Here is a 24,493-nt window from a genome sequence, read left to right on the forward strand (position 1 = left end):
TTTCGTCTTTCAGTCTTGGGATCACGTTATCGGAGCCGCTTGCCGGCGGCATCGAACAGGAAGGTGCGGGCGGCGGGTAGCGACACCGTCAGCGTCTCCGTCTTGCCGAGGCTGCGGGATTCCGGCTGCTCTATGATGAGCTGTTCGGCGCCAAAGTTAGCATAGATGTAGCTGGTATTGCCGAGGTGCTCGGCGACATCGACGGCAACCGTCAGATCCGCTTCGCCCTGACCCGCCACGCCGAAATGCTCTGGCCGGATGCCGAGCGTTATCGCCGCGCCTGATGTTACGGACGGGTCGGAAAGTGGTACCTCCAGCCGAACTGTCTTATCGCCAGTGAGCACGACCGTTGCCTTGCCCGCCTGCACGTCGACTACCTCGGCCTCGAGAAAATTCATTTTCGGCGAACCGACGAAGCCGGCGACGAACTGATTGGCCGGATCGTCGTAGAGATCGAGCGGCGCGCCGATCTGCTCGATATTGCCGGCGCGCAGAACGACGATCTTGTCGGCGAGCGTCATCGCCTCGGTCTGGTCGTGGGTCACATAGATCATCGTCGTGCCGAGCTGCTTGTGCAGCCTGGAGATTTCCACGCGCATCTGCACGCGCAGTTCCGCGTCGAGGTTCGACAACGGCTCGTCGAAGAGGAAGACCTGCGGTTCGCGCACGATGGCCCGGCCGATCGCCACGCGCTGACGCTGGCCGCCGGACAGTTGCCTCGGCCGACGCTTCATCAGTTCCGTGATCTGGAGGATTTCTGCGACATGGCGCACGCGCCGTTCCGTATCGGCCTTCGGGTTGCCGTTCATGCGCAGCCCGAAGCTTAGGTTCTCCTCTACGGTCAGATGCGGATAGAGCGCATAGGACTGAAAGACCATGGCGATGCCGCGATCGGCCGGCTCGACATCGTTGACGAGGCGTCCACCGATCTTCAGTTCACCGCCCGTAATGTCTTCGAGACCGGCGATCATGCGCAGTAGGGTCGATTTACCGCAGCCGGAGGGGCCGACGAAGACGACAAACTCGCCGTCCTTCACGTCCAGATCGGCGCCATGAATGATTTCAAGCGCGCCGTAACGCTTGACGATATTGTTGAGTGAAAGCTCTGCCATGGGCTCCCCGATTATTTGATTGCGCCGGCCGCGATGCCGGCGATGAAGTGACGTTGTAGAGCCACGAAGACAACGAGGATCGGCGCGGTCAGCAGTACTGAGCCTGCCATGATGCCGCCCCAGGAAACTTTGGTGAGGCCGATCAGCGTCCCCAATGCCACCGGTGCCGTCATCATCCCCGGTTTGGAATTGATGAGTAGCGGCCAGAGATAGTTGTTCCACGAGGCGAGGAAGAGGATGATTGCCAGTGCCGCCATCGTCGGCCGCGCTAGCGGTAAGGCGATACGCAGGAAGATCTGCCATTCCTTGACCCCTTCCACACGGGCCGCATCGAAAAGATCGTTCGGCATCATCGAAAATGATTGCCGCATGAAGAGCACGCCGAGCGAATTGAAGAGCGGCGGCACGATCAGTGCCACCCAGGTGTTGGCCAGCCGGAACTCGCGCGCCACCATGATGAATTGCGGAATGACGACCACGGAGAATGGCAAGGTAATGGTGCCGAGAATGATGGCAATGACGATAGAGCGGCCGACAAAACGGTAGCGCGCCAGCGCCCAGCCAGCCATCGAGGTCAAAAGCACCGAGAGAACCGTGTAGATAATCGCGACGCCGACTGAGATCGTCATTGCGCCGATGAAATCCGTATCCGCCTGCAGGTTTTTGAAGTTCTCGATGAAATTGGTGGAAGGCCAGAGCACGATCTCAGGGCTGAAGATGCCGTTATCCGGCATGGTCGAAAAGACGAACATCATCCAGAGCGGAAAGAGCCAGATTATCGCGAGGGGTGCGAGTACCGCGTGAAGGGCGATCTGGCGCAAAAGCAAGGATTGCGATTTGGATCTCATTTGGGATCCCTCCCTACCCACAGATTGAGAAGCGAGATCACCACGGCCAGTGCCGCCATCGTATAGGCGATCGCCGAGGCGTAGCCGAAGTTCAGCGAGGTAAAGCCCTGGCGGTAGAGCAGCAGGCCGAGGGTTTCGGTACCGCCGCCAGGCCCGCCTCTGTTCGTGATCAGGAAAGGTTCGGTAAAGAGCTGCATGGTGCCGATGACCGACAGAACGACACAGAACAGGATAATCGGCTTCAGGAGCGGCAGGGTGATATGGAAGAATTGCTGGATCTTGCTCACCTTGTCGAGCGTGGCGGCCTCATAGACGTCTTCAGGAATCGACTGCAGGCCGGCAAGGATGATGATGGCGTTATAGCCCGCCCAACGCCATGTGACGGCGATGATCAGCAGGGCCATGGCTGCATTTGCGTTGTCGAACCAGGAGACCGGGCTGAGTCCAATGGCTGAAATCAGCTTGTTTATGATGCCGAAATCGAGGGTGAACATCAGCCGGAATACTGCGGCATAGGCGACCTCACCGACGACGACGGGCGCGAAGAAAGCGAAACGGAAGAGCGGGCGCGCCTTGAGTAGAGGTGAATTGAGGAGCACAGCCATCACGGTCGCAAGAGCAATCATGACCGGCACCTGGATCACCAGGATGATCAACGTGTTGTAGAGCGCATTGTAGAAAGCCGGGTCGTAGAAGAGCCGGCCCCAATTTGCCTGAAAACTATATTTCCAGGGATTGACGCGCGTGTTCTGGAAGGAAATCAGGAACGAATTGACGATCGGCCAAACCCAGAAGGTGGCGAAGACCAGAAGATAGGGGGCGAGGAACGCATAGGCGCTCCGAGTTCTAAACGGCATCGGGCCTCCTCCTTACGAAACCAGTGAATGACCGCCTGCCTTATCTGGCAGGTGGGTTGCCGGGCGTACCAGACGCCCGGCGATGTCATTCATTGAGCAATCGGAAGGCCGGTCGCCGAGGCGATCTGGTTTGCGGCGTCATCGAGCGCTGCCTTTGCGTCCGGGTAGCCGCCAGAGAAGAACTTCGTCTGCGTTGCCTTGTAGATGGCATCGGCATCGCTCTGGAACGCCGTGCCGCGACTCGGCACGATCTTCGGCAGCGTCGCCAGAATATCGGACCAGACCTTTTGGCCGCCCCAATAGGGCTGCGCTTCGCTGATGAAAGGATCCTGGACGGCTGAAAGCAGCGACGGAACCAGGCCGAATTCCTTCAGCATGGTCACCTGGCCCTCATTCGTGCCAAGGGCGTAGTTGACATAGGTCCAGGCGGCTTCCTTGTTGGCCGAGGTCGCGGAAATGGCAAGTGACGAACCGCCCAGATTTGCCGCGTGCGGGCCATCGGCTGTCAGGCTCGGCATCCGGTAGACGCCCCACTTCCCCTTGAGATCGGGAGAGGTCGAGCGGACGGTGCCTTCATACCAGCCGCCGTACATCTGGCTTGCTGCCTTGCCGGCGGTATCGGCCTGGATCTTTTCTTCCCAGTTTGCCGCCGTCAGCGTGCCGGCGTCCTTCATCTCCTTCACCTTGGCGAGCGTCGCAACGCAGGCCGGCTGGTTGATGGTGATGTTCTGGCCGTCGGTCGAAAAATAGCCGCAGCCTTGTTCGTTGGCGATCATGCGGAACCATTCGCTATCGCCGTTGAAGTCAGCCTGCGCCATGACGACGCCGGGGTTGGCAGCAGAAATCTTCTTGCCGGCAGCGATGAAATCGTCCCAGCTGTTGATCGTATTCGGATCGACGCCGGCCTTTTCGTAGAGGTCGCGGCGGTAGAAAACGGCGACCGGACCAGAATCCCATGGCATGGCGTAGGCAACGTCGCCGATTTCGAGCTCTGTGCGTTTGAACTCGGGGAATTTCGCCTGGATTTCAGGCGTATATCCGAGTTCCTTCAGGTTGGCGAAGCAGTCCGGAAAGCGGCTCCAGAAGATTTCAGCCTCGAAGTTTTCGATGCTGACAATATCGGGCATGCCATCGCCGCCGGCAGCACAGGCTGCAAGCGTCTTGTCGAAGACCTGATTGTTTCCAAGATCTTCCACCGTGATCTTAATGTCCGGATGAAGCTTGTTGAAGCCTTCGAGCGTGGACTTCAGTCCCGACGCTGCCGTGTTCCAGCTCCAGATCGTGAGATTGGCCGACTGCGCGAATGCGGAGCCGGAAGCAAGCAATGCGACAGCTGCGGTCGCAGTAAGAAGATTGAAGCGCATTGAAAATCCTCCCTTTTCAATTGCCGTTCTTTCGCGAACCCGCTTACACTAACGGCAAGGGAGCGGCTGTCTCCTAAAAAGGGAACATGAATTTGGCGGAAAGTAAGGTTGGCACGCGGGCGATCTATCAGCCGGGCGCAAGCAGCATCGAAGGGCTGCCGACGGCGCTGCAGATGTTTCACGCACATCCGCCTATGATGGTCATGCCGCACTGGCATGCTCAGGTCGAAGTCAACTACATCATGCGCGGTACGGTGCATTACCGCATGAGCGATCACGAGATTCGCCTCGAGGCCGGCCAGATTTGCCTTTTCTGGGGCGGGCAGCCGCATCAGATGGACGAATCGTCCGACGATTCGATTTATGCGGGCGCGCATCTGCCGCTCGTCTATTTCTTCCGGATGCGGCTACCGCCTGAAATATCGACCCGGTTGATGAGGGGCGAAACATTGCTAACGTCAGCGACGGATGCGGCGGACGAGGAAAACTTCCCGCGCTGGTTCCGCTACGCCAATTCGGGCGATCCGATGAAAGCGCAGCACGCTGTCGACGAGCTACTATTGCGCGTCGAGCGCATCGCCCTTGAACCCTACACCTTGGCGTCCAGGGCGCCGGTTTCTCTCGGGGGCGATCATCCGCAACCGCACTCTTCGCGTAGCGTTGCCCGCATGTGCGATTTCATCGCCGCCAATTTCCTGCAGGATATCGATTCGCTCGACATTGCCCGCGCCGCAGATCTGCACCCGAAATACGCGATGAACCTGTTCAAGAAGACGACGGGCATGACGATCAGCAAATATATCAACCTGCTTCGCCTTTCTCACGCCCAGGCGCAGCTTATGGGGGAAGGGGCAAACGTCCTCCAAATCGCGATGGACAGTGGTTTTGGCTCGATCAGCGCCTTCAACAAATCCTTCCGCAATATTGCTGGTATGTCCCCATCCGATTTCCGGCGGGATATGCGCTCGATGATCGGGACGGTCGCGGTCGGAGGTTGAGACGGTCGTCGTCTGCCCTTGAAGATATCTCTCGGTTGCTGCCGATGACGTTATGACCCTTGCAATGAGTGCCCGACGCGACATCATCATCCAATTGTCAGGGAGGCTTTCGTATGACAGTGACCCAGGATGCTTTTCGTGTGCGCATCACCGGCGGGGTGCAGGGCGTCGGTTATCGCGCCTGGACGCGCGGCCAAGCCTTGCAACTCGGCCTGACCGGCTGGGTACGGAATGAGGCCGACGGTTCAGTCAGCGCGCTGGTCGTCGGCTCTCAGGACGCTATCAGCACCATGATCGAGCGCTTCTGGAGCGGCCCTGCCGGCTCATCCGTCTCGGACGTCAAGGCGGAGGAGGCAACTTTGGACGAGGTGCCGAGCGATTTCCGCATCGTTCGCTGAGGATTACGGGAACCTGTGTTCTTTAGCGGGCAGCGGAGAGGCGAACTGCGTCTCACCTATTGTCACCGGCCGGTCGCCATCCGTGCGCACGACAAGGGTCTGCAGTTCCGGCACATCGAGATAGACCACCGTGTCTGCGCCGAGCCGTTCGATATGGCGCACTTTTCCTTGCCATTTTCCGTCGGTTGACGAGAGCGAAATATGTTCGGGCCGGATGCCATAGGTCCGGCATCCTTCCTTTGCAGCGATCTCTCCTTCAAACAGGTTCATTTTCGGCGAGCCGATGAAGCCTGCGACGAAGGGGCTCGCCGGATTGTTGTAGAGCGCCATCGGCGTTCCGACCTGCTCGATCTGTCCGCCGTTCAAGACGACGATCTTGTCGGCCATCGTCATCGCCTCGACCTGGTCATGGGTGACATAGATCATCGTGGCGCCGAGCTTGGCGTGAAGCTCGGTCAGTTCGATCCGCATTTGCGCGCGCAGCGATGCATCGAGGTTCGACAGCGGCTCATCGAACAGGAAGACCTTTGGATTGCGGATAATCGCCCGCCCGATCGCGACGCGCTGCCGTTGACCGCCGGACAGCGCTTTCGGCTTGCGATCCAGCAGATGCGAAAGCTGCAGCACATCGGCAGTCTGCCTCACCCTTTCGGCGATTTCCGCCTTGGGCCGCTTGGCGAGCGACAGGCCGAAGCCGATATTTTCTGCGACGGTGAGATGCGGATAGAGCGCATAGGATTGAAAGACCATGGCAATCCCACGCTCGGATGGTTCAGCATAAGTGACGTCCTTGCTGTCGATGAATACCTTGCCCGAGGTCTGCGTCTCCAGCCCGGAGATGATGCGCAGCAGGGTCGATTTCCCACAGCCGGATGGACCGACAAAGACGCAGAATTCACCCGCATCGACCGTCAGATCGACGCCTTTCATCACCTCCAGGCTGCCGAAGCTCTTGCGGACACTTTCGAGAACAACTGATGTCATGGCTTATCCCTTGACTGCACCGGCGGTCATGCCTGCAACGATCTGCCGGTTGAAGAAGATGAAGACGATCAGGGGCGGAATGGTCACCAGCAGGATGTTCATGAACAGCAGGTTGAACTGGGTCTGGAACTGCCCCTGGAAGTTATAGAGTGTCAGCTGCACCGTGACGTTTTCCCGGCCCGGCAGATAGTAGAGCGGGTTGGTGAAATCGTTGAAGATGGCGATGGACTGGACGACGATAACAGTCACGGTGACCGGCTTTAAGAGCGGCAGGATGACGCGAAAGAAGATCTGGAACGGCTTTGCCCCGTCGATGATAGCAGCCTCGTCGAGATCCCGCGGGATGGTTGCGATGAAGCTTCGAAACAGGAGAACCGTGAAACCAAGGCCATAGGCGACCTGGATGAGCACCATGCCCGACAGCGTCTTGAAAAGGCCGAGCAATTGTAGAACCCAGATAGTCGGAACAATGGCGGGAGGGATCATCAAGCCGGCGAGCACACAGCCATAGATGACGGTGTTCCAGCGTGAAGGACGGCGCTGCAAGACATAACCGACCATGCCACCGAACAGCACCAGCAACGTGACGGCAGCCACCGTGATGACGGTCGAATTGAAGTAGGCGAGCAGCAGCATATAGTTGCGGGTCTGCACGACCTCCATGAAATTCTGCCAGAGCTGCCACTCGACTGGCCAGCTGAATCGTAGCGTTGCCGCATCCTGTTTCGTCTTGGCGGCGGTGATGAAGATGAAGAGGAAGGGCAGCACGAAGATCACGCCGCAGGCGGCCAATGCCGCAATCCCGGTAGAGAGCTGGCGGCGGTTCACAGATCCACCTCCTTGCGATTGAACCAGGCTGTCAACGGCAGGACGATGAGACCAATGAGCAGGAAGAGGATCACGTTGCCGGCGGTCGACAGGCCGTAGAAGCCCGCCTGATACTGCTTGTAGATGACGCTTGCGAGCACATCCGAGGAAAAGCCGGGACCGCCGCGCGTCATCGCCCAGATCAGGTCGAAGCTTCTGAGGCCACCGATCAGCGAGAGCGTCACGACCGTCACCGTCGCAGGCCTGACCAGCGGGACGGTGACGCGGAAGAACATCTGGGTGCGGGTCGCGCCATCGATGCGGGCGGCCTCATAATAGTCGGGGCCGATCGACGCGAGCCCGGCGATATAGATCACGGTGGCAAGCCCGATCCCCTTCCAGAGATCGACAAAGATAATGGAATAGAGCGCCAGGCCAGGGTCGGTCAGCCAGCCGGGACCGTGGATCCCGATGGCGGCGAGCGCCACGTTGATCAGACCGCGTGTCGGATGCATGAGCACCGCGAATGTGATCCCGACACCGATCGTCGAGACGAGAACCGGAAAGAAGATCACGGTCCGAAGCAAGCCCTGTCCCCACAGGCCGGAGGTCAAGAGCACCGCCAGCAGGAGACCGAGAACGGTTTTGGTGCCGGAGGTCAGCACCGCGTAGATGACTGTATTGACCAGACCCTGGATCAGGAAGGGTTCGCGGAAGAACTGCCGGTAGTTTTCCAGGCCGATGAATTGCGTCGTGAACAGGTCCCAGCGCGTGAGGCTGAACCAGAAAGAGGCAACTGTCGGAGCCAGGAAGAGGACGGTGAATACCACCGCCGCCGGCAGGACGAACCAGTAGGGATAGGGCGACTTGCGTGTTATCATACGGACACCGTGAAGCGTCCCCACCCGAGCCGATAAGGCTGGGTGGGGGATCGACTGGGAGGTTACCAGTTCGGCAGGCCAAGCTGCTTGGCCTGCTTCTCGACATCCTGGTCGTAAAGGGCGGCTGCGTCCTTGGCCGAACGTATGCCGGTTCCGACCTCGACAGTGATCTGCTCAAGTGCCGGTCCCTTGACGGGTGAGAGAAATTCGAGCGCCGGACCGTTGCGGCCTTCGGTTTCGAAATAGGGCAGCATGTCAGAAACAACAGGCGGAATGTCCTTCGGCAGTTCGCATCCCTTGACGAGATAGGGACCTGACGGAACGGCCTTTGCCATCAGGTCGCACGCTTCCTTGGAGCCGACGAAATCGAGGAATTTCTTGGCCTCTTCCAGGTTTTCGGACTTTGCTGAAGCATAGAGCGCAGAGGGCATCCAAACGGTCAGGCCGTTCTTGGCAGCGTCCGTTCCAGGTTGGGCAAAAAAGCCCAGATCCTTGAGGTTATCAGGAAAATTCTGCTGGATGTTACCGATGCCGAAGGTGAGGTTCGGATAGTGCGCGGCTTCGCCCGTGGCGACCATGCGCATGCCGTCGTCAAAGGTCGCCGCACCGAAGTCCGCATTGAAGTACCCGCCCTTCGCAACTTCCTCAAGATGTTCGAAGCCACGGAGCGCTGCCGGCGTATTGGCATATTTGACCTTGTTGGCAGTATAGTCGTCGGCGAAGTTCGGCACCTCGGCCTGAACGTTATAGAAGTCGGCCAGCACGAAGAGCTGAGAGGTCCAGGTCGTGCCGTAGGTCTGCGCCACGGCAACCTTGCCGGCTGCCTTGATCTTCTCGTTGTTGCTCATGAATTCCGCCCAGGTCTTTGGCGGGGTGAGGCCGAGATCAGCGTAGATCTTCCTGTTGTAGAGGATGCCACCGCCCATGGCAGGACCGAAAGGCAGGCCGCGAACACGGCCATCCGGGCTGGTGACGACCTTCTTGAAGCTCTCGAGAATGCCGGCTTCTGACGGAAGGTCGGAAAGATCTGCGATCGTCTCCTCCGGCTTCAAGGCCTGGAAAAGCGAGCCGCCGTTATACAGGAAGATATCGGCCATTTCGCCCGTGGCGAGCCGGGTCTTGATGATGTTGTCGCCCTCCGAGCCTCCGGCGCGCTGTTCAACGTCAAAGGTGACGTCCGGATGCTTTTCCATATAGGCTTTGGAAACGGCATCGAACGAGGCAATCGTCTCCAGATTGGTATCGATCAGCACGCTGAGGGTCACATCCGCATGTGCCACTCCAGCGGCAAGAGCCATGATGCTGGCTGCAAGGATGCTGCACTTCGTCATTCGCATAGTCATTTCCTCCTCTTGAAGACCGGAATGCGTTGGGCTGTTTGCCCGCGGATCGAAATCCGCGGGCAAACGCATCAGATGAAAAATGTAATCGTATGTTCTCCCGCACCGAGCCTGGTCTCCTCACCTTGCTCGATCCGGGCGCCGTCTGCCGTCAGCGACTTGCGGTCGCCTCTGCCCTGCAGACGTGCCGTCACGCCCTGTGGCAGTACGAGGCGGCATGTGACGGTTCCCTCCTCCAGAGTCCATCCAGCCTCGATACGACCATAGCGCGTGTCGTGCCAGGCCGAAACCGGCGAGAGAGCAGGCAGGATCGCAGGATCGAAGGCGACGTCCTCAAAGCCGGGCCTGTCTTCCAGCGGTTTGATCCCGGCAACATCTTCGAAGAGCCATTGGCATACGGCGCCATAGGCATAGTGGTTGTAGCTGTTCATATCGGGATCGTAGATCGTGCCATCCTCGGCAAGCGCATCCCATCGTTCCCAGATCGACGTCGCGCCGCGCTCGACCTGATACAGCCATCCGGGAACCTTCCGGTTCAGGAACATCTTTTCGGCAAGGTCCAGCATGCCGAGCCGGGTCAGCGCCGGCAGTAGGGCAGGGGTGCCGATGAAACCTGTGCCGATAACGCCGTCTGTCTCTTCCGCGACCCTGCGGAAATAGTCGCGGGCAGCCGGTTCATACTCCGGCGGGACGAGGCCGTAGAGAAACGCCAAAGACCAGGACGTCTGGTCGTTATGGGCAATACGGCCCGAGGGCGAGAAGAATTCGTGCTTGAACGCCGCCTTGATTTCATCAGCGCGCTTGTCGAGCCTTGTCGCTTCGACACTCTCACCCAGAATGCGCGCGATCTTTGCCGTCAGCTGGGTGGAGATGAAATGATACAGGGTGGCGGCGCAATCGTCTGCTACGGTCGGGCGCGGTTTCCTGTTGTCCCCGACCGGTTGCAGCCAGTCGCCGAAGGTGAAGCCGTGCGCGCCCCAGACAGCCGGTGGACGGATGATCGGTCCATCGGAGATGCTCCAGAGGTAATCGAGCCAACGCAGCATTGCGGGGAAGCATTCTACCAATACGGCGCTGTCGCCGTAATGCAGGTAAAGCTGCCAAGGAATGATGGTGATCGCATCACCCCAGCCAGTTGAGCCTGCCCAATCGCCGCGCCCGTCGATCGGGTGCAATCGTGTCGGATCAGGCGAAAAATGCGGGACTGCACCATCGGCACGCTGGTCATGGATCACGTCGCGAAGGTACTTCTTGAGGAAGGTTTCGCTGTCGGCAAGCCAGCAAGCCGTTCCGGCAAAGACCTGGGCGTCGCCTGCCCAGCCGAGGCGCTCATCGCGTTGCGGGCAATCTGTCGGTACTTCGATGAAGTTGGAGCGCTGCGACCAGATGGTATTGTCGACGAGCTGATTGACAGCGGCAACACCGGACGTGAAGCCGCCGGCACTTGTTGGCACCGACGTCACCGGCACCATCGTGATGGCGAGCAGCGCGGCCTGGCCGGTCACGGTAATGCGCGCATAGCGGAAGCCCATGAAGGTGAAGAGCGGTGCATATTCCTCTTCGGCCTGTCCAGACAGCGTATAGATCAGCTCGGCACGCGCGCTGCGATAATTGCGGTTGTCGAAGAAGCGAGCGGGGCCGAGCATTTCGGAATGCTCGACGCGCACCTGCGCACCGGCAGCGCCCTTGAGGCGCAGTCTTACATAAGCGCCTGCGTTCTGCCCAAAATCATAGACAGTTCGGCCATCGGCTTCCGTCCAGCTATCGATGGGGGAGCGTTCGTTCAGTTCCTTGACCGCGCCGGTCTCATGCGGAACCAGCAAAGCCTTGTCAAAGGAGAGGACATCGACGCCGTCGCTGTCCTGCGGGCGGATGCGGGCGTCATAATCTTCGCCATAATAGATCCCGTTGCGGACAACGGGGGTGAAGCCGCTCTTCCAGCTGTCATCCGTCTTCAGGAGTGTTTCGCCGCCGGAGCGCAATTCTGCGATCGCGGCCGTCCGGTCGCCCCAGCAATTGATGATCGGATTGGAAGCCCACATGAGCTGGCTGCGATACCAGCCGTCACCCAGCCAGATTTCGATACGATTGTTACCGGACTGGAGGAGCTTCGCCACGTCATAGGTCTGATAGGCGATCCGGTCATCATAGCAGGTCCAGCCCGGCGTCAGGAGGTCGCTGCCAACGCGCTTGCCATTGATAAAGGCGCGGTAGAGGCCGAGTGCCGAGATGCGCAGCGTTGCTTCGGCTGGAACGGCATCGAGCGCGAATTCGCGCGACACGAACGTGCCTGCGCTTGCCTGGCCGCCGTCACAGGAGGGGCCGATCATCGATGCCGTAAATTGGAAAGCAGAACCGGTAAGGCCATCTTCCCCGGCGATGCCGTGGGCCGAAACAGTCTTCATTTAGAACCTCCCTCAACCGCCAATTCCTCCAGCGGTTGCTCCGTGTGTATCGTTCTATGTATATCATTCTACACTATCGATTGCTGCGCAAGAGGTTTTGTGCCTATAATTTAACGACACTTGAGAGTGAGGCAATTTGGAATGAAAAATCAGTCCGTTAACGCGACAAGAGACAGGATAACGATCCGTGACGTGGCACAAGATGCCGGCGTCTCCGTCGCTGCGGTATCGAAGGTTCTTCGTAACGCCTACGGTGTCAGCGAAATCTTGCGGACAAAGGTCGAGACCTCAATCGAGAAGCTCAATTACCGGCCCTCTGTCGCTGCTCGCGCCATGCGCGGCCGCACCCAAACGGTCGGTGTGCTGGTCATCGAATTGTCGAACCCATTCCTTGCGGGTGTCATCGAGGAAGCCAATGCGACCTTGGCCGAGAGCAGCTTCAAGGCGCTGATCGGGATCGGCCGTTCCGCGAGCTCGATCGAGGCATCGATGATCGAATCGATGATCGATAACCGCATGGATGGCGTGTTGATCATCGCCCCGCGAATACCGGGCAAGATCCTTGAGCTCTATGCGCGACAAATTCCGATCGTGGTGATCGCCCATCACGAGCCGCATGCCCAGACTTACGACACCGTCAATTCCGATGACCATGGAGGCGCCTGTCTGGCGGTCGAGACCGCCTTGCAGTGCGGCTACAGGGACATCGCAATGCTCGGCTACGAGCTTGCCGATTCGCCGCCGACCATCGTCGCCGTTCAGCGCGAGAAGGGCTATCTAGACGGAATGAAGGCGGCGGGCTTGGAAGGCCGCATCATCCGGCTGCCATCGGTAGGTGCTGACCGTGGGGCAGCAATCAATGATTTTCTGGCCTTGAAGGACCGACCCCGCGCGGTCTTCGTCTGGTCCGATCTCGATGCCGTACCGCTTATCAATGCCGCGCGCATGAGCGGCGTAAGGGTTCCGGAAGATCTTGCCATCATCGGCTACGACAATTCGCCGGTGGCGGCCATACCGCTCGTCGGTCTGACCAGCGTGGACCAGAACGCCGCTGCACTTGGAAGAACGGCGGCGGAGACGCTGCTCGGCAGGATTGATGGCCGCGGAGAGGCTCGTCATCTGCTGATCGAGCCGCATGTCAAGATGCGCGGAAGCACCTGAGAGCTGACGGCCTTTTGGCAGGCCGCGGCCTATGCGGCGGCAAAGAGCGTTCTCAGCACGTCTTTCCGTTCTATGATATCGGCGACGCTGTACCGATCGAAGACACCGACGAAAGCGGCCGTCGCCTCTCTCAAAACTGACGGCATGCCGCATCCGGCCCTGATGGAACAGGAAGAGCATTCGAGAATCTCGTCCAGGCCCTCAGTATGTCTGAGCAGACGACCGAGATTGATGGAAGTTGCCGGGCGGCCCAGTCGGATTCCGCCATTTCTGCCCCGGATCGATTCCACAAAACCGGCTTTCGCCAGATCCTGAACTACCTTCATCAAATGGTTCTGGGAGATTTCATAGGCGTCGGCGACCTCCTTGATGGAACGGATTTCTTCCTCGTGTGATCCGAGGTAGATCAGCACGCGGATCGCATAGTCCGTATACCGGGTGAGCTTCATGGCACCTGCGTCAAAACGCCCAAAATAAATGATGCATTTTGATAGCATCTTTTACTGGCTGCGTATACATGCATTCCAGATGCATGATTATGGAGTGGCGCGATGGACGCGACCAAGTTGGAAGAAAGCCAGATTCTGCCGGTGCTGGAACGGTTTTACGAGAAAGTCCGGGGCGATTCGCTGCTTGGTCCGATTTTCGTCGTGGTGGCGGATTGGCCGGAGCATTTGCAGCGACTGACAGAATTCTGGTCTTCGCTGATGCTGACATCTGGCAAATACAAGGGCAATCCTGTCGCGATCCACCTCATCCATGCCGACAAGATAGAGCCCGCAATGTTCGAACGCTGGCTTGCGATATGGCGCGAGACGACGGACGAGATGCTGCCGCTCGCGGTCTCGCGGGAAATGCAGATCAAGGCAGGGCGGATAGCCTCGCGGCTGAACCTGGCGCTGACCGGGGAGATGCTTGAGTTGCGGGCCGAAAAGCCTGCACCGCCGGCGCTGAAGCCATACAAGACGACAAAGATCTTCGACGAAACCACTGTGCCAACGGCACTTCTCGAAAGCCATCGGGTCAAATCCGGCGCCTGGGCACTCATCCGCGTTTTGACGGGCAGCATGCGCCTGGTGACAGGGCAGACGGTGAGCCCATTAAATCCCGATCGCATCGGCCGGGTCCTGCCGGAAGTGGAGCATCACCTTGAGCTCCATGGCCCGGTTCAATTTCAGATCGAATTCTTCGATCGCGATCCTCTCCACGTTCATAGCATTGAAAGGAAAGAACATGCCTAAACCACTTTCGGCACGCACCATCGAACTGGTGAAGCAGAGCGCTCCGGCGGTTGCCGTTCATGCGAGTGACATAACGAAGACGATGTACGGGCTGCTCTTCAAAGACGAGCATATCAAGGCGCTCTTCAATCAGGCCAATCACGGTGAGAACGGCTCACAGGTTCACGCGCTGGCGGCGGCAATCGTCGGTTATGCCCAGAACATCGATAACCTCGCGCCTCTTTTGCCCGTCATCGAAAGGATCGCGCATAAGCACATCGGTTTTCATATCCTCTCCGAACATTATCCTCACGTCGCCAGATCGCTGCTGGCGGCAATCCGCGAGGTATTGGGTGAGGCGGTATCCGAGGAACTGATCAATGCCTGGGGAGAAGCCTACTGGTACCTTGCCGACACCCTGATCGAAAGAGAGGAACAGATACGAGCCGAGCTTGAAATGCGGGCAGGGGGCTGGAACGGCTGGCGCGAATTCAGGGTTGACGAAAAAATCAAGGAAAGCGATGTGGTGACATCGTTCGTCTTGCGTCCGGTCGACGGCAAAGGCGTTGCGCTTCATCGAGCCGGCCAGTATCTGACCTTCGATCTCAGCCTGCCCGATGGCAGCCAGATGAAGCGGAACTATTCGATCTCGTCCGGACCAAATCAGGACTTCTATCGCATCTCGGTCAAGCGGGAAGAGAACGGCAAGGGCGCCTCGCGCTATCTGCACGATCACGTCGAGGTCGGAACGGTGTTGAAGGTCACACCGCCCGCCGGAGACTTCTACCTGCCTGAAGAGCCGACCAGCGAAATGATTCTGCTTTCAGGCGGCGTAGGCCTCACGCCGATGGTCAGCATGCTGGAAGCAATCGCAGCCGATTATCCTGACGTCGAAGCCCATTTCGTTCACGGAGCAATGAACAGCTCGACGCATGCGATGGACAAGCATGTCCGTTCGCTTGCCCAGCGGCACGGCCGGGTATCGGTAAGCACCTTCTACAGCGAGCCCGCCGCCAGAGATGTTGCCGGCTTTTCTCATGACGAGGATGGCTTCATCACCGGCGGGTGGTTGGAAGCAAACACGCCGATCGAAACGGCAAATTTCTATATTTGCGGCCCGAAACCATTCTTGCGGTCAGTGGTCAGTGATCTGCGCACGCTTGGCGTTTCCAGTGACCGAATCCATTATGAATTCTTCGGGCCGGCGGATGAATTGCTGGCGGCCTGAAAGCGTCCGGCGGATAGTCTGAATCCACAGCACGAACAGATAATCGACCAGGCGGAGCCACCATGGCACCGCCTGGTCGATTGCATTTTCAGAGACGGCGATGGAAGCGTCGGCATAGCGGTAAGGGACTGATTTTATCCGGACAATGGTTCGATTAATCGCCCGTTCATTTTGCCGCCGCTATTGACCACTATCCGCCATTTCGAACAATCCAATTTTGAATGTAAACTCCCGCTCAAAAGCAATGAAAAAGCCCAATTCGAAACGCTCGTGCCCCTTCTCGCATCCAGTTCCGCAAGAATGCATCGGCCGGACACGAACCCAGTAGAAGAGAAAACGCTATGTCCTCTCAAAATATTACGGGCGCTTCGGGCGCGAATGTTCATGCAACCGCCGCTGATCCCGATTTCGGCATCCGCGCCGCTCTCCTGTCGAATGATCAGCTGAGGGTAAAGGCGGCGCAGTTTGCGGAAAGCCGCGCGCTTGATGTGACGAGTTTCAAGAATTTCGATTTCTTCCAGCGGCACCGGGAGAACGAAGGCGAGATTCTGAGGGTCTATCGCGCTGCTGCAAAGGATGTCGATGCGGGAGAAAGCATCACGCCGGCGACCGAATGGCTGCTCGACAACCACTACATCGTCGAGGAAGCCATCCAGGAAGTCCGCCGTGACTTCCCGAAAAAATTCTATCGCGAATTGCGCAAGATCAAGCTCGACGGAACGGAAGTGCCGCGCACGCTAGCGCTCGCCTGGCTCTACATGGCGCATGCGCATAGCAATATCAGCAATGCCGGCATGGCGGCGGTCACGGAAGGTTTCCAGGACAAGGAGACGCTGCGCATCGGCGAACTCTGGGCGCTGCCCTCGCTCGTCCGCTACGTGCTGATCGACAATCTTCGCCATGTTGCGACGCGCGTCGACAAGAGTCGTGAAATGCGCACCAGCGCCAATGCAGCCGCGACCCAGGCGATAGCGCTCGGTGATGCAGGGTCCGCCGGCTTCCTGGAGACCCTTGTCGCCAATCTCGACGATACGACCTTCGTCACCCAGCTACATTATCGCCTGCGCAACGCGCTGGAGCCAACCGAAGCTGCGCTCAGCTGGCTCGAGGCGAAACTCGCGGCAAAGGGGACCGATGCCGAAGCGGTGATGTCGGCCGAGCAGGTGCGTCTTGGCGCGGCCAACACGCTGATGGGCAGCATCATCAAGAGCCTGCGCGAGATCAACGATACCGACTGGTCCGAATGGGTCGAAGAAGTCAGCACGATCGACAAGTTGCTCTGGCAGCAGACGGATTATGCCGAGCTTGATTCCGGATCCCGCAACAGCTATCGCCGCCAGATCGAGAAGCTTGCCAAGCGCTCCGACAAGACGGAAATGGATATTGCCGAGGCGGCCGTGCGTCTGGCCGATCGCGCGAAAGCAGAAAGCCAGGATCCCTCCTCTTCGGCGGGCAATGTCGGCTATTATTTCGTCGGCAACGGGCGACGGGCGCTGGAGGCCGAGATCGGTTTCCGGCCAACGCTTGGCCTGCGCTTCATGCGCGCGATCCGCAAGCTGAACTGGCTGGCGATCGCCGTGCCGGTTCTGCTCCTGACGCTGCTGGCGCTGGTCATCACCGATGCGATTTTCGTCGATGCCGGCATGCCGCTTTTTGCGATGATCGTTCTGCTGCTGATGTTTGCGCTTCCGGCATCCGAAGGCGCGACCGGTCTCTTCAACTTCTTCGCTACCTTCTTCATCACGCCCGATCGTCTTGTCGGTTACGAATTCAAGAAGGGCCTGCCGGCAGACGCTCGCACGCTTGTCACCATCCCCTGCCTGATCGGCAAGCGCGAGCATGTCGATGAACTCGTCCGCAATCTCGAGGTCCATTATCTCGCCAATGCCCGCGGCGAAATTTATTACGCGCTTTTGAGCGACTGGCCGGACGCGCAGGAGGAGCAGAGCGACCGCGATCTCGAAGTGCTCGACTATGCGCTGAGCAAGATTGCCAATCTGGAGGCCCGTTATGCCGAGGAGGGCAAGCAGCGCTTCTATCTGCTGCATCGTCGCCGTCAATATAATCCAGGCGAAGGCGCCTGGATGGGCTGGGAGCGCAAGCGCGGCAAGCTGCACGAGCTCAACATGCTGTTGCGCGGCGCACCGAACACGAGCTTCCTGCCCGGTGCCGATCGCGTGCCGCAGGATGTGAAATATGTCATGACGCTTGACAGCGACACGCGGGTCGTCCGTGATACCGTGACCAAGCTTGTCGGCAAACTGCATCATCCGATCAATCGCCCGGTATTCGACGCCGAGAAGAAACGCGTCGTCGATGGCTATGGCGTGCTTCAGCCCCGCGTGACGCCGTCGCTCACGACAGGCAAGGATGCTTCGACCTTCCAGCGCGTCTTCTCTGTCAATCGCGGCCTCGACCCCTATGTTTTTGCCGTCTCCGACGTCTATCAGGACATCACCGGCGAAGGCACCTTCACCGGCAAAGGTCTCTATCACGTCGATGCCTTCGAAGCGTCGCTCAAGGGCCGAATTAAGGAAAACTCGGTTCTCAGCCATGACCTGCTCGAAGGTTCGATGGCGCGCTGCGCACTGGTAACGGACTGCGAGCTCGTCGAGGACTTTCCGATCCGCTACGAAGTGGAAGTCTCGCGTCAGCATCGCTGGGCGCGGGGCGACTGGCAGCTTCTGCCCTACATCTTTGATGACCGCCGCGGCGTCACTGCGCTCGGCGGCTGGAAGATGTTCGACAATCTACGCCGGTCGCTGACGCCGATCGCCTGGTTCCTGGCATCCGTGATGGGCTGGTACTGGATGGACCCGCTCGGCGCACTCATCTGGCAGATCCTGCTGATCTTCAGCCTGTTCGTCGCGCCGACCTTGTCGCTGATCAACGGCATCATCCCGCGCACGAGTGACATCATTCTTCAGGCCCATCTGCATACCGTCTGGAAAGATATCGAGAATGCCAACGCCCAGGTGGCGATGCGCATCGTCTTCATCGCCGACACTGCCTGCGTCATGGCCGACGCCATCATCCGCTCGCTCTACCGCCTCTTCGTCAGCCGCAAGTTGATGCTGCAGTGGCGCACTGCCGCAAGTGCGCAGGCTATGGCGCAGACGACGATCCTCGGTCATTACAAGGTCATGTGGCGGGCACCGGTGCTGGCCATTCTGGCGCTGCTCTTTACCATTTCCTCAGGCGACAGCGCTTGGGTGGTCGGCCTTCCCTTCGTCATCCTCTGGGTCCTGTCGCCGGCCATCGCCTGGACGGTCAGCCAGACGGCAGAAACCGAAGACCGGCTCGATGTGCCTGACAATGTCCGCAACGAGCTTCGAAAGATCGCAAGGCGCACCTGGCGCTATTTCGATCACTTCGTGGTTCCCGGCCAGCACTACTTGCCGCCTGACAATGTCCAGCAGACGCCGCATGCCGTTGTCGCCATGCGCACCTCGCCGACCAATATCGGCGTCTATCTGCTGTCGGTGATTTCGGCACGCCGTTTCGGCTGGATTTCCTTCGAAGATGCGATCAAGCGCATCGAGCAGACGATCGAGACAGTCGACAGGCTCGAGAAGTATCGCGGCCATCTCTTCAACTGGTACCACACCGATACGCTGAAGCCGCTCGGCCGCCGATATGTGTCATCAGTCGACAGCGGCAATTTTGCCGGTCATCTGATCGCCGTATCGTCGGCATGCCGGATCTGGGCCCAGTCTCCCCTTACACAGGTTCACACCGACCTCGATGGCATCGGCGATGTCGCGGCCATTCTTCGCGAGGTGCTCGGTGATCTCAGGGAAGAGAATAAATCGGTCCGCTCTCTCCACGATCGGCTTGATGGCCGGATCGCCGATCTCGAGACGGCGGTTGCCACAGGCAAGCGGGAGAAAGAATTCTCCTCGGGCCTGATTGAGCGATTTGCCGGACAGGCTCGGGAAATCCGCGAACTTGCCGGCAGCCTCGACCGAGAGGTGAAGACAGCGCAAAGTGACGAGATCGTCCACTGGGCCGAAAAGCTCGTGGAAACCTGCGAGCTTCACCTGACCGACAAGGCCTTCGATCCCTCGCAGGTGGATGCCATCAGCGAGAGGCTGATCCGCGTCGGCAGTCGCGCCCGCGAAATCGCTTTCGACATGGACTTCGGCTTCCTCTACCGCCCCGAGCGCCGGCTGCTGTCGATCGGCTTCCGCGTGGAGACGGAAGAAGTCGATGCGGCGTGCTATGACCTGCTTGCCTCGGAGGCACGTCTGACCAGCCTGTTTTCCGTCGCCAAGGGCGACCTGCCGACAGAGCATTGGTACAAGCTCGGCCGTCATGTCGTCCCGGTCGGTCCGCGCGGCGCTCTGGTTTCCTGGTCCGGTTCGATGTTCGAATATCTGATGCCGCCACTCGTCATGCAGGAGCGCAGCGGAGGCATCCTCAACCAGACCAATAATCTGATCGTTCTCGAGCAGATGAACTATGCCCGCAGCCTCGGCACGCCCTGGGGCATTTCGGAAGCGGCCTTCAACGCCCGCGACCACCAGATGAACTATCTGTACAGCAATTTCGGCGTCCCGACGCTCGGCCTGAAGCGTGGCCTCGGCCAGAACGCCGTCATCGCACCCTATGCCTCGTTGCTGGCAAGCCAATACAACCCGGTCGCCGCCCTCGAAAACCTCAACAGGCTGCGGACCCTTGGTGCGCTCGGCATGTACGGTTTCCATGATGCCGTCGATTTCACGCCGAGCCGTGTGCCCGAAGGCAAGCAGTGCTCCGTGGTCTACAACTACTATGCGCACCATCACGGCATGTCGATCGCTGCCGTCGCCAACGTCGCCTTCGACGGCATGCTGCGCGAACTCTTCCACGCCGATCCTGTGATCGAGGCAGCCGAATTGCTGCTGCAGGAAAAGGCGCCTCGTGACATTCCAGTTATGGCGGCCAAGCACGAAACCGATGCGCCGGCGACCATCCAGGGCGATCTCATGCGTCCGGAAGTGCGACGCCTGGAAGATCCGGCATCGCGCGAGCGCGAATTGCTGCTGCTGTCCAACGGCCGTTATTCGACCATGCTGACGGCGACCGGCTCTGGCTACAGCCGCTGGAAAAACCTCTCCGTCAACCGGTGGCGGGCTGACCCGACCGAAGACCGCTGGGGCTCCTTCATCTTCCTGCGGGATACAGAATCCAACGAATGGTGGTCTGCGACGGCCGAGCCGCGCTCGATTGCCAACGAGCATGTCCGCGTCAGCTTCAGCGACGACAAGGCGGAATTCATCAAGACCGTCGGCGAGTTGACAAGCGAGATGGAAGTCTTCGTCGCCAGCGATCACGATGCGGAAGGCCGCCGCCTGACGATCACCAATACTGGCACAGAAGACCGCGTCATTGAAGTGACCTCCTATATGGAGCCGGTCGCGACACTCGATATCGTCGATACAGGACACCCGGTCTTTGCCCGTATGTTCCTGAAGACGGAGATTGCCGCTGCCGGTGACGCAATCTTCGTGGAACGCCAGAAGCGCGGCCTGACCGATCCCGATGTCGCCATCGCGCAGCTCATCGTCGATACGTCTGGTGAGAACGGCCAGACGCAATACGAAACCGACCGCATGCGCTTCCTCGGCCGTGGGCGCACCCTGACCGAAGCTGCCGCCTTCGACGCGGACGCCAAGCTGTCAGGCACCGACGGCTTCACCATGGATGCCTGCGTGTCGTTGCGCCGTACGCTACGCGTGCCGGCCGGTGAAAAAGTCAGCGTGACTTTCTGGACCGTTGCGGCTGCTGAACGCTCTGAACTTGAGGCGGCGCTGGAACACTATCGCCAGCCGGAAAGCTTTGCCCAGGGCCTCGTTCAAGCCTGGACGAGAACACAGAGCCAGCTGCGCCAGATCGGCGTCAACTCGAAGGAAGCAGCAGCCTACCAGCGGTTTGCGCGCTATATCATCTATCCCGATATGGCTCTGCGTGCCGACAGCAAGGCGGTTCGCGAAGGCCTGAAGTCCCAGTCCGTGCTTTGGGGCGCGACCCTGTCCGGCGATGCGCCGCTGATGACGCTGCGCATCACTGATGAGCTCGGTACCGACCTCGTCAAGGAGTTGCTGCGGGCACAGGGTCTCCTGCAGTCGCGCGGCGTCGAAGTCGATCTCGTTATCTTCAACGAGCGCGCCGGCGAGGCGGCCTCTGAGATGCAGCGCACGATCGACCAGCTCTGCGATGCGGCGCGTCACGCCAGCGAAATCGCCGGTATCCAGCGCAACATCTATGTGCTGCGCAAGGATCTGACGACGCCCGAAGCCTATGACGCCATCATCGCCGCCTCGCGCGTCGTTCTGCGCGGGCGCGACGGCAGCCTCATCGACCAGTTGCAGCGGGCCCGCTCCGTTGCCGGTTCGCCCGCACTGCTCGGTCAGTGGGGTGATTCCACCCTCGTGCCGAGGACGCTCCGCGGCGTAGCCTCGCCAGAACCGGCTGACGGCAGCGATCTTGCGTTCTGGAACGGCTATGGAGGCTTTGCAGCCGATGGCAGCGAATATGTCGTACGCCTGTCGGGCGGCGAGCAGACGCCGCATCCGTGGGTCAACATCATGGCCAATGACAGCTTCGGCTTCCATGTCTCGGCGGAAGGTGCCGCCTTCACCTGGAGCCAGAACTCCCGCGACCATCAGCTTACCCCATGGACGAACGATATGGTCGCCAACAGACCGGGCGAGGCCTTCTATCTGAGGGATCTCGACCGTGGCTCTGTCATCGTACCCTATGCGTCGCTCGCACAGCGGTCCGACACGCGCTTCGAAGCCCGCCATGGCCTTGGCTACTCGGTTTTCTCGACGGTTCAGGACGAAATCGCCCTGGAGGTCACGCAGACCCTGCATATGGAGAAGTCGGTCAAGCTGACGCAGCTGCGCATCCGCAACGATGCGGGCGAGGCACGCAAGCTGCGCCTTTATGGCTACGCGGAATGGATCCTCGGCAACAACCCGACGAAGAGCAAACCGTTCATCATCTCCAGCTTCGACAGCGCGAGTGGGTCGGTCTTCGCGAGCAATCCGTTCAGCGTAAGCTTCGGGACGCGTGTCGCGGCATTTGCGGCAAGCGAAACGCCATCGAGCGTTTCTACCAGCCGCCGCGAATTCATCGGTCGCCACGGAACGATCCAGCAGCCACGCACCGTCTCGGCGGGCTCGCGGCTCTCCAACGCCATTGATCTCGACGGGGATCCGGCAGCCGCCATGGCGTTCGATCTGACGATCCAGCCAGGCGAAGTGCGCGATATCTGCTTCTATATGGGTGATGCTGCCTCACAGGAGGAAGCGGCAGCGCTGATTGCCGAAATCCGTTCCGTGAGCTTTGAAGACGTTCTCAGCCAGACCCGCAATTTCTGGAAGAGCTTCACCGGCAAGACGCGCGTTTCGACGCCGGACCAGCGGCTCGACTTCATGGTCAACAGCTGGCTGCCTTATCAGACCTATAGCTGCCGCATCATGGCCCGCACCGCCTTCTACCAGTCGAGCGGCGCCTGGAACCTGCGCGACCAGCTGCAGGATTCGCTGGCTTTCCTGCTGCACTCGCCGGACATTGCTCGCAAGCAGATCCTCAATACAAGCCGTCGCCAGTTTCCGGAAGGAGACTTTCAGCACTGGTGGCTGGCAGACAGCGGCGCCGGCGTTCGCACGAACATCTCCGACGATCCGGTCTGGCTCGCTTATGCGGTCGATCAGTATTGCTCGGCGACCGGCGATAGCGCGATCATGGACGAGATGCTGCCCTTCGTTGAAGGCGCGCAGCTTAGCCCCGGCCAGTACGACGCCTTCCTTCAGCCGCGCGTTTCGGATGAGACCGCATCGCTCTACGAGCATGCCGCTCTTGGCCTCGATCTCGCGATCAAGCGCACCGGCGTCAATGGCCTGCCGCTGATGATGAGCGGTGACTGGTGCGATAAGATGGACCGCGTCGGCATGGCCGGCCGCGGGGAGAGCGTCTGGCTCGGATGGTTCCTGGCTGGTGCGCTACGCCAGTTCATCTCCTATGCCGAAACCCGTGGTGATACCCAGCGTGTCGGCCTCTGGACGGCGCATCTGGAAAAGCTCAAGGCCGCAATCGAAACGGCCGGCTGGGACGGTGAATATTATCGTCGCGGCTATTACGACAACGGCGCGCCGCTCGGCTCCAGCCAGTCGGAAGAGGACAAGATCGACTCGATCGCCCAGTCCTGGAGCGTGCTGTCAGGCGAGGGGAACCCCGAGCGCAGCGAAATGGCGATGAAGGCTGTGCTCGACAAGCTCGTCGATGAAGAAGGCAAGTTCATTCGTCTGCTGACACCGCCCTTCGTCAAGCCTGTCAACGACCCCGGGGTCATCAAAGCCTACCCGCCCGGCGTGCGCGAAAACGGCGGCCAATACACCCATGCTGCCACCTGGGCGGTCCTTGCTCTCGCCCGCATGGGCCGCGCCGAAGACGCATGGCGTGCCTTCGAGATGCTGAACCCGATCAATCATTCGCTCGATAAATCGTCTGCGGATGTTTATCGGATCGAGCCTTATGTGATCGCCGGCGACGTCTATGGTGAAGGCGCCCTCAAGGGCCGCGGCGGCTGGAGCTGGTATACTGGCTCGGCCGGCTGGCTCTACCGTGTGGCAATCGAGGGCATCCTCGGCATACGCTCGGAGAATGGCCGGCTGCAGGTCAAGCCGGCCTTGCCGCCCGGATGGGACGGCTTCTCCGCCGAGCTCAATCTGCCTAGTGGAAAATATCAGGTTTCCGTTTCGAAGGTGGACGCGGATCGCTGCTCCGTGACGATCAACGGCACCGCGCTTGATGATCTGAATGAGGGATATCTGCTGGAAGCCAAATGATAACGCTGCGGGGGCAGATTGACTGGTGTCACTGCCCCCCGGCGATTGCGCGC

The 24,493-nt window shown here is 59.6% G+C and carries 16 protein-coding genes; 6 read left to right on the top strand and 10 right to left on the bottom strand.

Annotated elements, in window-relative coordinates:
- Positions 1-26: 26 nt before the first annotated feature.
- The 4 genes from AC1DUP_RS31050 to AC1DUP_RS31065 form a co-directional block, all read right to left on the bottom strand.
- Positions 27-1,112: a sn-glycerol-3-phosphate ABC transporter ATP-binding protein UgpC gene (locus AC1DUP_RS31050; protein ID WP_113508605.1), complete on the bottom strand. Its 1,086-nt coding sequence runs from the start codon at positions 1,110-1,112 to the stop codon at positions 27-29.
- Between the two features lie 11 nt (positions 1,113-1,123).
- A complete protein-coding gene (locus tag AC1DUP_RS31055; RefSeq protein WP_113296404.1) occupies positions 1,124-1,960 on the bottom strand; it encodes a carbohydrate ABC transporter permease in 837 nt (278 codons plus the stop codon).
- The gene (locus tag AC1DUP_RS31060; RefSeq protein WP_113296405.1) at positions 1,957-2,817 is read right to left on the bottom strand and encodes a carbohydrate ABC transporter permease; all 861 of its coding nucleotides are present in this window, start codon (positions 2,815-2,817) and stop codon (positions 1,957-1,959) included. Before AC1DUP_RS31060 ends, AC1DUP_RS31055 begins: the two co-directional genes overlap by 4 nt.
- Before the next feature lie 89 nt (positions 2,818-2,906).
- Positions 2,907-4,181, bottom strand: a complete 1,275-nt coding sequence (locus tag AC1DUP_RS31065; protein ID WP_113296406.1) for an ABC transporter substrate-binding protein — start codon at positions 4,179-4,181, stop codon at positions 2,907-2,909.
- A gap of 86 nt (positions 4,182-4,267) precedes the next feature.
- Here AC1DUP_RS31065 and AC1DUP_RS31070 point away from each other — a divergent pair, with 86 nt between their 5' ends.
- A complete protein-coding gene (locus AC1DUP_RS31070; protein ID WP_477836622.1) occupies positions 4,268-5,179 on the top strand; it encodes a helix-turn-helix domain-containing protein in 912 nt (303 codons plus the stop codon).
- A 113-nt stretch (positions 5,180-5,292) separates the two neighbouring features.
- A complete protein-coding gene (locus tag AC1DUP_RS31075; RefSeq protein WP_113296408.1) occupies positions 5,293-5,577 on the top strand; it encodes an acylphosphatase in 285 nt (94 codons plus the stop codon).
- Between the two features lie 3 nt (positions 5,578-5,580).
- Here the strand turns inward: AC1DUP_RS31075 and AC1DUP_RS31080 are convergent, their stop codons facing one another.
- The 5 genes from AC1DUP_RS31080 to AC1DUP_RS31100 form a co-directional block, all read right to left on the bottom strand.
- Positions 5,581-6,561, bottom strand: a complete 981-nt coding sequence (locus tag AC1DUP_RS31080) for an ATP-binding cassette domain-containing protein (protein WP_113309552.1) — start codon at positions 6,559-6,561, stop codon at positions 5,581-5,583.
- 3 nt (positions 6,562-6,564) lie between these two features.
- Positions 6,565-7,389, bottom strand: a complete 825-nt coding sequence (locus AC1DUP_RS31085) for a carbohydrate ABC transporter permease (RefSeq protein ID WP_477836623.1) — start codon at positions 7,387-7,389, stop codon at positions 6,565-6,567.
- Complete coding sequence (locus AC1DUP_RS31090) at positions 7,386-8,249, bottom strand: carbohydrate ABC transporter permease (RefSeq protein WP_477836624.1); 864 nt, start codon at positions 8,247-8,249, stop codon at positions 7,386-7,388. Before AC1DUP_RS31090 ends, AC1DUP_RS31085 begins: the two co-directional genes overlap by 4 nt.
- A gap of 62 nt (positions 8,250-8,311) precedes the next feature.
- Positions 8,312-9,592 (bottom strand): ABC transporter substrate-binding protein, encoded by a 1,281-nt coding sequence (locus tag AC1DUP_RS31095; protein WP_477836625.1) that lies wholly within the window; start codon positions 9,590-9,592, stop codon positions 8,312-8,314.
- 68 nt (positions 9,593-9,660) lie between these two features.
- Positions 9,661-11,994, bottom strand: a complete 2,334-nt coding sequence (locus tag AC1DUP_RS31100; RefSeq protein WP_477836626.1) for a family 78 glycoside hydrolase catalytic domain — start codon at positions 11,992-11,994, stop codon at positions 9,661-9,663.
- Between the two features lie 141 nt (positions 11,995-12,135).
- On the opposite strand from AC1DUP_RS31100, the gene AC1DUP_RS31105 reads away from it, so the two are divergent.
- Positions 12,136-13,155, top strand: a complete 1,020-nt coding sequence (locus AC1DUP_RS31105; RefSeq protein WP_113296413.1) for a LacI family DNA-binding transcriptional regulator — start codon at positions 12,136-12,138, stop codon at positions 13,153-13,155.
- 29 nt (positions 13,156-13,184) lie between these two features.
- On the opposite strand, the gene AC1DUP_RS31110 is transcribed toward AC1DUP_RS31105, so the two are convergent.
- A complete protein-coding gene (locus AC1DUP_RS31110; RefSeq protein WP_477836627.1) occupies positions 13,185-13,604 on the bottom strand; it encodes an RrF2 family transcriptional regulator in 420 nt (139 codons plus the stop codon).
- A 102-nt stretch (positions 13,605-13,706) separates the two neighbouring features.
- Between AC1DUP_RS31110 and AC1DUP_RS31115 the strand changes: the two genes are divergently transcribed.
- From AC1DUP_RS31115 to AC1DUP_RS31125, 3 genes are all read left to right on the top strand, one after another.
- A complete protein-coding gene (locus tag AC1DUP_RS31115) occupies positions 13,707-14,396 on the top strand; it encodes a TehB-like domain-containing protein (protein ID WP_477836628.1) in 690 nt (229 codons plus the stop codon).
- Positions 14,389-15,603 carry an NO-inducible flavohemoprotein gene (gene hmpA, locus AC1DUP_RS31120; protein ID WP_477836629.1) on the top strand — a complete coding sequence of 405 codons (1,215 nt, stop codon included), beginning with the start codon at positions 14,389-14,391 and terminating at the stop codon, positions 15,601-15,603. Before AC1DUP_RS31115 ends, hmpA begins: the two co-directional genes overlap by 8 nt.
- A gap of 341 nt (positions 15,604-15,944) precedes the next feature.
- Positions 15,945-24,440, top strand: coding sequence for a glycoside hydrolase family 94 protein (locus tag AC1DUP_RS31125; protein ID WP_477836630.1), 8,496 nt, complete (start codon positions 15,945-15,947; stop codon positions 24,438-24,440).
- The last annotated feature ends 53 nt before the right edge of the window (positions 24,441-24,493 follow it).

It is taken from the genome of Rhizobium sp. 01L419 (assembly GCF_056400025.1).

Excerpts from the sequence above, each read along its gene's own strand:
- AC1DUP_RS31050 (WP_113508605.1), bottom strand. The coding sequence starts at position 1,112 with ATGGCAGAGCTTTCACTCAACAATATCGTCAAGCGTTACGGCGCGCTT.
- AC1DUP_RS31055 (WP_113296404.1), bottom strand. The coding sequence starts at position 1,960 with ATGAGATCCAAATCGCAATCCTTGCTTTTGCGCCAGATCGCCCTTCAC.
- AC1DUP_RS31060 (WP_113296405.1), bottom strand. The coding sequence starts at position 2,817 with ATGCCGTTTAGAACTCGGAGCGCCTATGCGTTCCTCGCCCCCTATCTT.
- AC1DUP_RS31065 (WP_113296406.1), bottom strand. The coding sequence starts at position 4,181 with ATGCGCTTCAATCTTCTTACTGCGACCGCAGCTGTCGCATTGCTTGCT.
- AC1DUP_RS31070 (WP_477836622.1), top strand. The coding sequence starts at position 4,268 with ATGAATTTGGCGGAAAGTAAGGTTGGCACGCGGGCGATCTATCAGCCG.
- AC1DUP_RS31075 (WP_113296408.1), top strand. The coding sequence starts at position 5,293 with ATGACAGTGACCCAGGATGCTTTTCGTGTGCGCATCACCGGCGGGGTG.
- AC1DUP_RS31080 (WP_113309552.1), bottom strand. The coding sequence starts at position 6,561 with ATGACATCAGTTGTTCTCGAAAGTGTCCGCAAGAGCTTCGGCAGCCTG.
- AC1DUP_RS31090 (WP_477836624.1), bottom strand. The coding sequence starts at position 8,249 with ATGATAACACGCAAGTCGCCCTATCCCTACTGGTTCGTCCTGCCGGCG.
- AC1DUP_RS31095 (WP_477836625.1), bottom strand. The coding sequence starts at position 9,592 with ATGACTATGCGAATGACGAAGTGCAGCATCCTTGCAGCCAGCATCATG.
- AC1DUP_RS31100 (WP_477836626.1), bottom strand. The coding sequence starts at position 11,994 with ATGAAGACTGTTTCGGCCCACGGCATCGCCGGGGAAGATGGCCTTACC.
- AC1DUP_RS31105 (WP_113296413.1), top strand. The coding sequence starts at position 12,136 with ATGAAAAATCAGTCCGTTAACGCGACAAGAGACAGGATAACGATCCGT.
- AC1DUP_RS31110 (WP_477836627.1), bottom strand. The coding sequence starts at position 13,604 with ATGAAGCTCACCCGGTATACGGACTATGCGATCCGCGTGCTGATCTAC.
- AC1DUP_RS31115 (WP_477836628.1), top strand. The coding sequence starts at position 13,707 with ATGGACGCGACCAAGTTGGAAGAAAGCCAGATTCTGCCGGTGCTGGAA.
- hmpA (WP_477836629.1), top strand. The coding sequence starts at position 14,389 with ATGCCTAAACCACTTTCGGCACGCACCATCGAACTGGTGAAGCAGAGC.
- AC1DUP_RS31125 (WP_477836630.1), top strand. The coding sequence starts at position 15,945 with ATGTCCTCTCAAAATATTACGGGCGCTTCGGGCGCGAATGTTCATGCA.